At 74.0% G+C, this 12,899-nt stretch carries 10 protein-coding genes; 7 read left to right on the top strand and 3 right to left on the bottom strand.

Annotated features, from left to right (window positions below; translation table 11 throughout):
• Positions 1–120: 120 nt before the first annotated feature.
• The 5 genes from IE275_RS01470 (at position 121) to IE275_RS01490 (ending at position 6,387) form a co-directional block, all read left to right on the top strand.
• Positions 121–2,574, top strand: a complete 2,454-nt coding sequence (locus IE275_RS01470) for a SpoIIE family protein phosphatase (RefSeq protein ID WP_229870070.1) — start codon at positions 121–123, stop codon at positions 2,572–2,574.
• A gap of 102 nt (positions 2,575–2,676) precedes the next feature.
• Positions 2,677–3,744 carry a glucose-1-phosphate thymidylyltransferase gene (locus IE275_RS01475; protein WP_189706576.1) on the top strand — a complete coding sequence of 356 codons (1,068 nt, stop codon included), beginning with the start codon at positions 2,677–2,679 and terminating at the stop codon, positions 3,742–3,744.
• Positions 3,741–4,703, top strand: coding sequence for a dTDP-glucose 4,6-dehydratase (rfbB, locus tag IE275_RS01480; protein WP_189706578.1), 963 nt, complete (start codon positions 3,741–3,743; stop codon positions 4,701–4,703). Before IE275_RS01475 ends, rfbB begins: the two co-directional genes overlap by 4 nt.
• Positions 4,700–5,587: a dTDP-4-dehydrorhamnose reductase gene (gene rfbD / locus IE275_RS01485; RefSeq protein WP_189706580.1), complete on the top strand. Its 888-nt coding sequence runs from the start codon at positions 4,700–4,702 to the stop codon at positions 5,585–5,587. The genes rfbB and rfbD overlap by 4 nt, the downstream gene beginning before the upstream one ends.
• Positions 5,584–6,387, top strand: a complete 804-nt coding sequence (locus tag IE275_RS01490; RefSeq protein WP_189706583.1) for a class I SAM-dependent methyltransferase — start codon at positions 5,584–5,586, stop codon at positions 6,385–6,387. The genes rfbD and IE275_RS01490 overlap by 4 nt, the downstream gene beginning before the upstream one ends.
• On the opposite strand, the gene rfbC is transcribed toward IE275_RS01490, so the two are convergent.
• Together rfbC and IE275_RS01500 are read right to left on the bottom strand one after the other, a co-directional pair.
• Entirely contained in the window at positions 6,377–6,976 is a 600-nt protein-coding gene (rfbC, locus tag IE275_RS01495) for a dTDP-4-dehydrorhamnose 3,5-epimerase (protein WP_189706585.1), read from the bottom strand. The two genes, IE275_RS01490 and rfbC, sit on opposite strands and share 11 nt — an antisense overlap.
• A 3-nt stretch (positions 6,977–6,979) precedes the next feature.
• Positions 6,980–8,896: a glycosyltransferase family 2 protein gene (locus IE275_RS01500; RefSeq protein ID WP_189706587.1), complete on the bottom strand. Its 1,917-nt coding sequence runs from the start codon at positions 8,894–8,896 to the stop codon at positions 6,980–6,982.
• Positions 8,897–9,133: 237 nt separating this feature from the next.
• On the opposite strand from IE275_RS01500, the gene IE275_RS01505 reads away from it, so the two are divergent.
• Positions 9,134–9,643, top strand: a complete 510-nt coding sequence (locus tag IE275_RS01505; RefSeq protein ID WP_189706589.1) for a metallophosphoesterase family protein — start codon at positions 9,134–9,136, stop codon at positions 9,641–9,643.
• A 61-nt stretch (positions 9,644–9,704) separates the two neighbouring features.
• Here the strand turns inward: IE275_RS01505 and IE275_RS01510 are convergent, their stop codons facing one another.
• Positions 9,705–10,817 (bottom strand): XdhC family protein, encoded by a 1,113-nt coding sequence (locus IE275_RS01510; protein ID WP_189706591.1) that lies wholly within the window; start codon positions 10,815–10,817, stop codon positions 9,705–9,707.
• 190 nt (positions 10,818–11,007) lie between these two features.
• Between IE275_RS01510 and IE275_RS01515 the strand changes: the two genes are divergently transcribed.
• Positions 11,008–12,861 (top strand): cellulase family glycosylhydrolase, encoded by a 1,854-nt coding sequence (locus IE275_RS01515; RefSeq protein WP_189706593.1) that lies wholly within the window; start codon positions 11,008–11,010, stop codon positions 12,859–12,861.
• The last annotated feature ends 38 nt before the right edge of the window (positions 12,862–12,899 follow it).

The following is a 12,899-nucleotide window of genomic DNA, read 5'->3' on the forward strand; positions in this document are numbered from 1 at the left end:
GTGTCCCGGGCGGCCGCGGGCCCGGCCCCCGCGCCCTGCCGCCCCGAAACCGGGCCGCGGCCGCCCCGAAACGGCCCACAGGGGCTGCGCACCGGTTCCACAGGCGCTGTAATGACGGACGTGGTCAGTGAGGGTGCGACGGGGCGCGGATCGGGGCCCGTGCGCGCCGAGATCGCGCTGAAGACGATCACCGCGGACCCGGCCGCGCCCGAACGGCTCCGACGCGTCCTCGAACAGGCGCTCGTCTTCTCGGGGGCCGCCCTCGCCGCCGTCTACACGCCCGGCGACGACGGGCGGACGCTCTGCCTGGCCGAGTCGGCCGGCGTGCCGCGCACCCTGTACGGGCTGCGCGAGAGCTACCCCCTCGACGGCGGCTCCCCGGCCGTGGAGGCCCGGCGGGGCGGGCGGCCGGTGTGGCTGGGGCCCGAGGAGCTGGCCGACTGGGCGGACACGCGGCGGATGCCCGCCCGGGACGTGCATCTGGCGGCCCTGCCCGTGCCCGGCGCCGACGGCTGCCTGCTCGCGGTCAGCGAGCACCCCGGGGGCTTCGGCGCCGACGACCGCTCGTGCCTCGCGCTTGTCGCCGCGGCGGTCGCGTGCCCCGCGCCCTCGGCCCCGGCCGCGTCCGCCGAGCGCGAGGTGCCGCACGGCAACGGCTTCTCCCTCGCCATGGACTCCGGCCGGGTCGAGGTCGGCGACGACCTCCTGGAGCTGTTCGGGATCCGGCGGGAGGAGTTCGACGGGCGGGTGGAGACCCTGCTCGGGCTCACCGTCCCCGAGGACCTGCCCTCGCTGATGTCCGTCGTCGAGGCCGACCACATGTCGATCGGGGACCGCGAGCTGGAGTTCCGGGTGCTCCAGCCCGACGGCCCGCCCCGCTGGCTGCGGCTGCGCGGCCGCCTGCTGCCCGGCGGCGACGGCCGGCCGGCCCGGCTCGTCGGCACCGTCACCGACGCCTCCACCCTGCGTCCCGAGGGCACCGACGTCGCCCGGGTGCAGCGCCTGGCCGCCGCGCTCGCCATGGCCGGCACGGTCCGCGACGTCGGCCAGGCCGTCGTCGCCGCGCTGCGCAAGCCGCTGCGGGCCGACCGGATCGCCCTCGCCGAGCTGGAGAACGAACGGCTCGTCGTCACCGTTCTCGACCCGCCCGCCCCCGAGGCCTGGCCGGAGCTGTGGCAGTCGGAGTGGCGCACCGAGTGGCCCGACGCGCCGGTGCGTGCCATGCCCACGCTCGCCGCCGCGCTGCGCGAGGGCCGCGCCCAGATCTGGCCCGCCGGCACCGTCGACCTGGAACCCGCCCTCGCCGGGGTCGGCCCCGGCGGTCTCGCCGTGCTGCCGCTGCCCGGCGCGGGCCGGATGGCCGGCGCGTGCCTGATCGGCTGGGACGCCCCGCACGACTTCGGCCCCGACGAACGCGCCCTGCTCATCGCCTCCGCGGGCCTCGCCGGGCAGGCCCTGACGCGCGCCCACGCCTTCGACGCCGAGCACGAGCTCGTCGCCATGCTCCAGCGCCAGCTCCTCCCGCGCCGGCTGCCCAAGCTCCCCGGCGGGGTCGCCGTCGCCCGCTATCTGCCCGCCACCGCCGGACTGGAGGTCGGCGGCGACTGGTACGACGTGATCCCGCTGCCCGACCACCATGTCGCCCTCGTGATCGGCGACGTCCAGGGCCACAGCGCGGCCGCCGCCACCATGATGGGCCAGATGCGCACCGCGCTGCGGGCCTACGCCGCCGAGGGCCATCCGCCGGACGTGGTCTTCGCCCACGCCAATCGGCTGCTCATGGAGCTGGAGACCGACCTCTTCGCCACCTGCTGCTATGTCGACGTCGACATGGAGGGCGGCACCGCCTGGTGCGTGCGCGCCGGGCATCCGCCGCCCGTGCTGCGTCACCCGGACGGCACCACCGAGATCGCCGAGACCGAGGGCGGTCCTCCGCTCGGCGTACTGGACCGCGCGGAGTTCCCGATGACCCCGCTGCGGCTGCTGCCCGGCACGGTGATCGCCTTGACCACGGACGGGCTGGTCGAGTCCGCGGAGCTGGACATCGACGCCGGCCTGGACCGGCTCGCCCACGAACTGTCCGTCTCGGACCCCGCCCACCTGGGCCTCGTCGCCGACGCCCTGCTCGGCAACGCCCACCGCGGCGACGACGTCGCCCTGCTCCTGATGCGCTACGACGGCATGGCCGTGAAGCCGCTGCGGGAGGGGTGGACCGTCTGGCGCGTCCCCGAGGCGGCCCGGCAGGCCCGCCGCTTCACCCGGCGCACCCTGCGCGCCTGGGGCGTGCCCGCGGAGGCGGCCGACACCACCCTGCTGGTCGTCTCGGAGCTCGTCACCAACGCGCTCGTGCACACCGACGGCAGGGTCAGGCTCGGCCTGACCCTGATGCACCGCCGGCTGCGCGTCGCGGTCACCGACGCCTCGCCGCGCACCCCCGTCAAGCCCACCCACGTGGGCTGGGAGTCCACCGGCGGCCGCGGCATCCTCCTCGTCGAGGCCGTGTCCGACGCGTGGGGCACGCTGCCGGTCGGCGGGGGCAAGCAGGTGTGGAGCGAGGTCCAGCTGGAGTACTGAGCCGCCTCGCCGGTGGGCCGGACGGGCATGAAAAACGACAATATGCACGTATGTGGATGAATCAACGTTCCGATCCGGACATCCCGGGCTAGGGTGAGGCAGATGAAGGCTCTCGTGCTGTCCGGTGGTGCCGGCACCCGGCTGAGGCCGATCACCCACACCTCGGCCAAGCAGCTCGTCCCCGTGGCCAACAAGGCCGTCCTCTTCTACGGCCTGGAGTCCATCGCCGCCGCGGGCGTCACCGAGGTGGGGATGATCGTCGGCGACACGGCCGACGAGATCCGCGAGGCCGTCGGCGACGGCTCCCGGTTCGGCCTGCGCGTCACCTACATCCCCCAGGAACGGCCTCTCGGCCTCGCCCACGCCGTCATCGTCGCCCGCGACTTCCTCGGCGACGACGACTTCGTGATGTACCTCGGCGACAACTTCATCGTCGGCGGGATCACCGACCTCGTCGACGAGTTCCGCCGCACCCGGCCCGACGCCCAGATCCTGCTCACCCGCGTCCCCGACCCGCGCGCCTTCGGCGTCGCCGAACTCGACTCCGCCGGGCAGGTCGTGGGCCTGGAGGAGAAACCCCGCGAGCCCAAGAGCGACCTCGCCCTGGTCGGCGTCTACCTCTTCACACCCGCCGTCCACGAGGCCGTACGCGCCGTACGGCCCTCCTTCCGCGGCGAGCTGGAGATCACCCACGCCATCCAGTGGCTGATCGACGCGGGCGCCGACGTCCGATCCACGATCATCAAGGGCTACTGGAAGGACACCGGCAACGTCGTCGACATGCTGGAGGTCAACCGGACCGTCCTGGAGGGCCTGGAACGCCGGATCGACGGCGAGGTCGACGACGCCTCCGAGACCGTCGGCCGGGTGATCGTGGAGGCGGGCGCCCGGGTGGTCAACTCCCGGGTGGTCGGGCCCGTCGTCATCGGCGCCGGCACCGAGGTCCGCGACTCCTACGTCGGCCCCTTCACCTCCGTCGCGGAGAACTGCCGCATCACCGACAGCGAGCTGGAGTTCTCCATCGTGCTGCGCGACTCCTCCATCGACGGCGTGGGCCGCATCGAGAACTCCCTCATCGGCCGGCACGTCGAGGTCACCCCGGCACCCGGCGTCCCCAGTGCCCACCGGCTCGTCCTCGGCGACCACAGCAAGGTGCAGATCCACACATGAACCTCCTCGTCACCGGGGCCGCCGGCTTCATCGGCTCGGCCTACGTCCGCGGCCTCCTCGCCGGCGGCACCGCGGACATCACCGTCCTGGACAAGCTGACCTACGCCGGCAGCCTCACCAACCTCCCGGTCGGCCACCCCCGCCTGGAGTTCGTGCAGGGCGACATCTGCGACGCCCCGCTCGTCGACAAGCTGACGGCCGGCGCCGACCAGATCGTGCACTTCGCCGCCGAGTCCCATGTCGACCGCTCCATCGACGGCGCCGGCACATTCGTCCGCACCAACGTGCTCGGCACCCAGACCCTGCTGGACGCCGCCCTGCGGCACGGCGTCGGACCGTTCGTGCACGTCTCCACCGACGAGGTGTACGGCTCCATCGAGACCGGCTCCTGGCCCGAGGAGCACCCGCTCGCCCCCAACTCCCCGTACTCCGCGTCGAAGGCGTCCTCCGACCTGATCGCCCTGGCCTACCACCGCACCCACGGCCTGGACGTCCGCGTCACCCGCTGCTCCAACAACTACGGGCCCCACCAGTTCCCCGAGAAGGTCGTCCCGCTCTTCGTGACCAACCTCCTCGACGGCGAGCGGGTCCCCCTCTACGGCGACGGACGCAACGTCCGCGACTGGCTGCACGTCGAGGACCACTGCCACGGCATCGACCTCGTCCGGACGAACGGCCGCCCCGGCGAGGTCTACAACATCGGCGGTGGCACGGAACTGAGCAACCGAGAGCTGACCGGCCTGCTGCTGGACGCCTGCGGGGCCGGCTGGGACCGGGTCGAGCACGTCACCGACCGCAAGGGCCACGACCTGCGCTACAGCGTCGACTGGAGCAAGGCCCGCACCGAACTCGGCTACCGTCCCCGCCACGACTTCGCCACCGGCCTCGCCGACACCGTCGCCTGGTACCGGGACCACCGCGACTGGTGGGAACCCCTGAAGCGGGGAGTGCGCCGATGACGCGCTGGCTGGTCACCGGCGCCGGCGGCATGCTCGGCCGGGACACCGTCGCCGAACTGGCCCGTCGGGGCGCCGACGTCACCGGGCTCGACCACGCCGCCCTGGACATCACCCGGCCCGACTCCGTGGCGCACGCGTTCGCCGCGCACCGCCCCGACCTGGTGGTCAACTGCGCCGCCTACACCGCCGTCGACGACGCCGAGACCGACGAGCCCCGCGCCCTGCGCATCAACGGCGACGGCCCCCGGCTGCTCGCCCGCGCCTGCGCCGGACACGGCGCCCGGCTGGTGCACGTCTCCACCGACTACGTCTTCGACGGCGCCGCCCGCACCGCCCCCTACCCCGAGGACCATCCCCCCGCGCCCCGCTCCGCCTACGGCCGCACCAAACTCGCGGGCGAGCGGGCCGTCCTCGACGAACTCCCCGGCGCCTCGGCCGTGGTGCGCACCGCCTGGCTCTACGGCGTCCACGGCCACAGCTTCGTGCGCACGATGCTCGACCTGGAGGCCCGCCGCGACACCCTCGACGTCGTCGACGACCAGCGCGGCCAGCCCACCTGGAGTGCCGACGTCGCCGCCCGCGTCGCCGACCTGGGCCCGAAGATCGGCCCGGGCGTGTCCGGCGTCTTCCACGCCACCGCCGCCGGCGAGGCCACCTGGTACGACCTCGCCCGCGAGGTGTTCCGCGGCATCGGCGCCGATCCGGACCGAGTCCGTCCCACCACCGGCGAGGCGTTCCGGCGGCCCGCGCCCCGGCCGGCGTACAGCGTGCTCGCGCACGGCCGCTGGCGGGAGGCGGATCTGCCGCCGCCCAGGGACTGGCGGGCCGCCCTGAGTGAAGCACTGCCCCTGATCCGCGAGGAGACCCTAGGAGACGCCGCGTGAAACGCCATGACTTCCTGCGCGCACTGCACCAGGCCACCGCCAACCGCAACTACCTGGAGATCGGCGTCAACGACGGCCGCAGCCTGCGGCTGTCGCGGGTCCCCAGCATCGCCGTGGACCCCGCGTTCAAGGTGACCTCGGAACTGCGCTGCGACGTCCACCTGGTCAAGGCCACCAGTGACGACTTCTTCGCCCGCGCCGACCCGCTGGCCCACCTCCGGGGCGGCCGCCACCCGTGGCGCAACCTGCGCCGCGGCCGTCACCCCCTCGGCCACTGGCGGCGCACCACCCTCGACCTCGCCTTCATCGACGGCATGCACCTGTTCGAGTACGCGCTGCGGGACTTCGTCAACGTCGAGCAGCACGCGGACTGGTCGAGCGTGATCGTCCTCGACGACATGCTGCCCCGCAGCGTCGACGAGGCGGCCCGCGAGCGGCACACCACCGCCTGGACCGGCGACGTCTACAAGGTCGCCGAGATCCTCACCCGGTACCGCCCCGACCTCGTCACCGTCGTCGTCGACACCCAGCCCACCGGCCAGCTGGTGGTCTTCGGCGCCGACCCCCGCAACCGGGTCCTGACCCGGAAGTACGACGAGATCATCGCCGAGTTCGACGTGCCCGACCCGCAGAAGGTCCCCGAGACCGTCCTGGAGCGGGTCCGGGCCGTTCCGCCGCAGACCCTGCTCGACGCCGGTTTCTGGCGCCCGCTGGTCCGCGCCCGCAACCGGGGCCTTCGCCGGTCCCGCGGCTGGGAGCCGCTGCGCGCGGCGCTGGAGCGGATCGCCGTCAGCGGCTGAGGCGCAGCTCTTCGTAGCGGGCGAGGCAGGAGGCGTACGACGGCAGCAGCCCGGACGCCTCCGCCTGCGCCAGCGACGGCGCCGCGGCGTCCTTCGGGGACAGCAGCGGCCGCGTGCCGTCCGGCCAGACGATGCCCAGACCGGCGTCGAACGGGTGCACCCCGTGCTCGCGCTCGGGCGCGTACCCGGCCGAGCACAGGTACACCACCGTCGTGTCGTCGGTCAGCGCCAGGAAGGCGTGGCCGAGCCCCTCGGCGAGGAACACCGCCCGCCGCGCGGTGTCGTCCAGCCGCACCGCCTCCCACCGCCCGAACCGCGGCGAACCCACCCGCAGGTCGACCACCACGTCGAAGACCGCGCCCCGCACACAGGTGACGTACTTCGCCTGGCCCGGCGGCACATCGGCGAAGTGCACCCCGCGCAGCACACCCCGGCGCGAGACCGAGCAGTTGGCCTGGACGAGGTCCAGGCCGTAGCCGGTGGCGGCGCGGAACTCCGGCGCGCGGTACCACTCGTGGAAGCTGCCCCGGTCGTCCCCGAACACCTCGGGATCCAGCACCCAGGCCCCGTCGATGCCCAGTGGCCGCATGCCTCACTCCGTCCGCGCGGTGATCCTGCCGAGGATCCGGTGCAGGGCGCGCCGCACCCGCCGGGCCAGCCGGCGGGCCCGGCCGGGCCGGGGCGCGGGCACCGCGCGCACCCGGTCGGCGCCGGCGCGCAGTGCGAAGGGCAGCGGGTGCAGGCGCGCCGGTGCCGCGTCCGGCGCGAGACAGAGCGCGGCACGCCATGTGCGCCCGCGGAGGACGGCGGTGGGCAGGACGGCCTCCAGCCGGCCGCCGGGGGAGAGGACGGCCGGTACGTCGTGGGTGCCCGGCCCGGTCAGCCGGAGCATCACCTCGGCCGGCGCCGGCACGTACAGCGGCAGGTCCGCGCCGAGCCGGTCCCCGTCCACGGTGACGTCCCCGGGGGTGAGCCGCCCCAGCCCGAGCCCCTTGCCCGCCCGGCCCACGTCCAGCGCGAGACTGGCGTGCCGGTCGGTCCAGTACGGCAGCACCACGCGGCCCGCGACGACCCCGGCGGGCGGGGCGGGCCGGTCGTGGCGGGGGGCCGGGCCCAGCCGCAGCTCCTTCGTCCAGCCGCCCAGGCCGACGCGCACGTACACGTCCCACAGACCGTCGGCGGGCAGCACCGCGCGGGCGCCGGGGTCCACGGTCGCCGTGCCCCGCAGCACCAGCCGCACCCGGCTGCCGTCGCCGGCCGGCACGGTCTCCCGCACCACCTCCACCGGCTGGAAGTACTGCTCGCCGCCGGCCCGCTCGCGCAGCAGCAGATCGGGCCTGGCCCGGCCGAACCGGCCCACGACGTCCTCGCCCAGCCAGCGCACCGCCTGCCCGACGTCCTTCGGCGGCCACGGCGGGGAACCGCCGGCGGACGGGAAGGTCATCGGGCCGCCGTCGTGGGTCAGCTCGGCGGCGAACGCGATCCGCAGCAGGCCCTCGCGCCACTCGACGGCCTCCGGCTCGACGGCGAGCGCGACACCCGACTCCCACTCGGCGAACGCCACGGCGTCGTCGTACCGGCCGTCCGTGACCAGCGCGGCGACCACCCGCTGGGTGGGCTGGAGCGGTGCCGCCACCTCCGGCCCGAAGCGTTCGGTGACCACGCCGTGGATCTCGTCGAACAGCTCCCTGCGGTAGTCCTCCGGCAGCCCCAGGAAGCGCCGGCCGCGCAGCCGCTCGACCATCTCCACGCGCAGCCAGCGGCGGAACAGCCTGTCGCGCAGCGGGCCGGGTTCGGTGTACCGCTCGACGACGTCGAGGGCCTCGCGCAGGTTCTTGAAGTACCCCACCGGGTCGAAGCGCTGGAAGCCCGCGTTCGCGTCGTCGTCGCGCCGCACGTGGTAGTAGCAGACGTAGTCGCTGAGCACGGCCACGTTGTCCGCGCGCAGGTAGGCCTCGGTGACGAAGACATGGTCCTCCAGGCGCCGGCGCCCTTCGGGGAAGCGCAGCCCGGTGCGGTCCAGGAACGCCCTGCGGACCATCTTGTGCGGGGTGAGGCTGTCGATGAGCGGCGCGTCGTGCACGGTGGCGTGCGGCCGGTTGACGCGGAACAGCTCCACGGGCACCCCGCGGCCCCGGCCGACCATCTTGCCCACGACGACGTCGGCGTCGTTCTCCTTGCCGTAGGCGTACATCCGCTCCAGGGCCTCGGGGCCGAGGTGGTCGTCGTTGTCGACGAACATCACGTACTCGCCCCGCGAGGCGTCGATGCCGACGTTGCGGGGCTTGCCCGACCAGCCGGAGTTCTCCTGGTGGACGACCACCACCCGGGAGTCCTCGGCGGCGAGGGCGTCGAGCCGGGCCGGGGTGCCGTCGGTGGAACCGTCGTCGACGAAGACGATCTCGTAGGCGTCGGGCGGCAGCGACTGCCCGAGCAGCGAGGCGATGCAGTCCTCGATGTAACGACCGGGGTTGTAGACCGGGACGATGACGCTGACCTTGACCGGCATCGGGCTCCTGGCCCCCTCTGTTCTTGCCGTGGTGCGGGCGCGTGGCCCGATGCTAACCCCGCGGAACGGGCCCCACCTGTTCTGTTCCGTGTCGGTCCCCGGACTTTGCCGAGCGTTCATGGTCGGGGGCCGCCGTACCCGTTCCGCCCGGCGGTCACGCCCGCCCGGCCGTCCGAATCGCCCGGTTCGCCCGGCCGGGCGAAGCACCGCGCGACGGGAGGCACGTACCCTGGCCGCGTGCGCCTGCTCCTCATGTCCGACACCCATCTTCCCCGGCGTGCCAAGGCCCTGCCGGCCCCGCTGCTCGACGAGATCCCGCACGCCGACGTCGTGTTCCACGCCGGGGACTGGGTCGACACCGCCACCCTCGACCTGCTGGAGAGCCGCAGCCGCAGGCTGGTCGCCGTGTACGGCAACAACGACGGCCCCGAGCTGCGCGCCCGGCTGCCCGAGGTCGCGTACGCCGACCTCGGCGGGGTGCGCTTCGCCGTCGTCCACGACACCGGGCCCGCCCGGGGCCGGGAGGCCCGCTGCGCGGCGGACTTCCCCGGCGGCGGCGTCGACGTAGTCGTCTTCGGCCACAGCCACATCCCCTGGGACACCACGGCCCCCGGCGGTCCGCGCCTGCTGAACCCGGGCTCCCCGACGGACCGCCGTCGCCAGCCGCACTGCACCTACCTGACGGCCACCGTCGCCGACGGCGCCCTCACGGACGTGGTCCTGCACCGGCTGCCGCCCCGGACCTGATCCGGCCGCCGTGCGGCGGTCACCGGGCCGCCGGCGGCCGGACCACGTCCGGGGCGGGGCGTCACCGGGCCGCCGGCGGCCGGCCGTGGATCGCCCCCGCAGTCGCCGTCAGCGGCTCGCCGCTGCCGCCCCAGCGCAGGGCGACGATCTCGGCGGCCACGGAGACGGCGACCTCCTCGGGCGTACGGGCGCCCAGGTCGAGGCCGACCGGTGAGCGCAGCCGGGCCAGTTCCCGTTCGGTGAGCCCGGCCTCGACGAGCCGGGCGCGCCGGTCGTCGTGGGTGCGGCGGCTGCCCATCGCGCCGATGTAGGCGGCCGGCCGGCGCAGCGCCTCCTCCAGCAGCGGCACATCGAATTTGGGGTCGTGGGTGAGGACGCAGATCACCGTCCGGTCGTCGGTGTCCGTGCCGCGCAGATAGCGGTGCGGCCAGTCGACGACGACCTCCACGCCGTCCGGGAAGCGGCGCGGCGTGGCGAAGACCGGGCGGGCGTCGCACACCGTGACCCGGTAGCCGAGGAAGGCGCCGATGCCGGCCACGGCGGCCGCGTAGTCGATCGCCCCGAACACCAGCATCCGCGGCGGCGGCGCGAAGGAGTGCAGGAACACCGCGACCGCGTCCTCCCGGCGCTGCCCGTGCGGCCCGTAGTGGCGCAGGCCGGTCGCGCCGAGGGCGAGTTCACCGCGCGCGTCGGCGGTGACCGCCGCGTCCAGGCCCTCCGCGCCCAGGGTGCCGCGGACCCGGTCCGGCCAGACGGCGAGCGTGGCGCCGCGCGGCGCGGGCCCGTCGGCCACCGTGGCCACGGTCACCGGCTCGTGCGCGGCGACGGCGTCGGCGACCGCCCCGAAGGCGGTGTCGTGCGCGGGGGAGACGGGCCGCACCAGGACGGTGATCTCGCCGCCGCAGGTCAGCCCGACCGCGAAGGCGTCCGTGTCGCTGTACCCGAAGGTCTCCAGCCGGGCCTGTCCGCTCGCCACGACCTGTCGGGCCAGCTCGAACACCGCGCCCTCCACACAGCCCCCGGACACACTGCCCACGACCTCGTCCCCCGGCCCCACGGCCATGGCCGCCCCCGGATCGCGCGGCGCGCTGCGACTCACGGCGACCACGGTCGCGAGCCCGAACGGCGCACCGGCCGCGTACCACCCGTTCAGGACCGGGAGGATCTCACGCACGCTCCGCTCCTCTCCTCGGCCTGCTCGCACGTTAATCCGTTGCCGCGCCGCTCGCCGTTCCGGTGCACCGCGGAGCCGGAGCCGGGCGCGCTGCCGTACGCGTTCTCCCGGAGAAGGTGAACAAGGTTCAACCTTACTCGTGAGTCAGATGGTATTGACGGTGTCCTGAAATCACCGGACTGTAGTGGACATGCCGAATATCCGGGCACGTCTGCTCGCTGTTCTGGTTGTCCTCTGCGGATTCCTGACGATGGCGGGGACCCCCACCGCCACCGCCGCCACCATCCCCGACTCCCTCTCCTTCGACGGCTCCGCCCTCACCGTGTCCGGCGGCCGTTTCGTCGACGCCGGCGGCCGCGAGGTCGTGCTGCGCGGCTACAACGTCTCCGGCGAGACCAAGCTGGACGAGAACAAGGGCCTGCCCTTCGCCTCGGTGGCCGACGCCAAGAAGTCGGCGACCGCCCTGCGCGCCCTCGGCGGCGGCAACTCCGTCCGCTTCCTGCTCTCCTGGGCCTACGCGGAACCCGTGCGCGGCCAGGTCGACACCACCTACCTGGCCGCCGCCACCGCCCAGATCCGCGCCTTCCTCGACGCCGGGATCCGGGTCTATCCCGACTTCCACCAGGACCTGTACTCCCGCCACCTCTTCAACACGGGCAGCTGGTACACCGGCGACGGGGCGCCCGCGTGGGCGGTGGACCTCGGCGACTACCCCACCGAGTCCTGCGGCATCTGCTTCCTGTGGGGGCAGAACATCACCCAGAACGGCGCGGTGAAGGCCGCCCAGTACGACTTCTGGCACAACGCCCACGGGCTCCAGGACTCCTTCCTGTCCATGGCCCAGCAGACCATGACGTACCTCAGGCAGAACCTCAGCACCGAGCAGTTCGCGGGCATCGTCGGCTTCGACCCGTACAACGAGCCCTACGCCGGCACCTACGACTCCGGCCAGGCCAGCCGCGCCTGGGAACGCGACCTGCTGTGGCCCTTCTACGTGAAGTTCCGGGCCCGGATGGACGCGGCGGGCTGGACCGACAAGCCCGCGTTCGTCGAGCCGAACCTCTTCTGGAACGGCAATGTCAGCAAGGAGGAGGGCGGCCTCCTCGACGCCGGCACGCTGGGCTCCCGCTATGTCTTCAACACCCACTTCTACGACCAGAAGGCCATCTCCGGCGTCCTGATGTGGGGCAACGCGGCGGACGGCCAGTACGTGACCGACTTCGGCACCGTCCGCGACCGCGCCTCGGCGCTCGGGACCACCGCGATCGTCAGCGAGTTCGGCCATCCCCTGAACGGCACGACGGCCGGCAAGGCCCCGACCGTCCTCAAGGCGATGTACCAGGCGCTCGACTCCCGGGTGAAGGGCGCCAATTGGTGGTCCACCCCCGTCAACTCCGGCCCGGTCCTGTCCGGTTCGCAGTGGCAGTGGGACATCTACAACGGCCGCCACCACGAGCTGATGAACGGCAACCCCGACAAGCTCCTCACCGCCGCCGACGCCTGGAACGACGAGGACCTGTCCGCCGTACGCCTCGACGACAGCGCCACGGTGACGCTCCGTCAGGACGCCCGGCTCGTCGACCGCGTCTACCCGAGCGCCACCTCCGGCACGAGCATCGCCTTCACCTACGAGGACCGCTCCCGCGACGGCTCCACCACCCTCACCTGGAACCCCGTGCCCAGCTCCCTGCCGAACGTGGCGTCACTGGTCGGCTCCGGCCAGTACGGGCTGCTGGTCTGGCGGTCGGGCGGCGGCGCGGCACCCACCGAGCTGCATCTGCCCGCGTCCTTCCCGACCGCGTCCACCACGGTCGTCTCCGACCTCGGCGCGGTGTACGGCCCGCCCGTGTACAGCTCCACCACCAAGATCGCCGCGGCGGCGGAGCCCGGCGGCACGGGCAGCCGGCGTCTGCTGCTCAGCACCACCGACTCGGGCACCGTGCACTACGCCCTCGTCACCAACGGGGCGGCCGCGCCGTCCGCGACCCTGCTGGCCGCGGCCCGCGGGGAGCTTTCGGCCTGGGTCGCTCAGAAGATCGGATAGTCCCGGCGCACGCACGGGGGTGGGTGGCGGGCGCCCGC

The sequence above is a fragment of the Streptomyces phaeofaciens genome (assembly GCF_014648915.1).
Taxonomy (GTDB): domain Bacteria; phylum Actinomycetota; class Actinomycetes; order Streptomycetales; family Streptomycetaceae; genus Streptomyces; species Streptomyces phaeofaciens.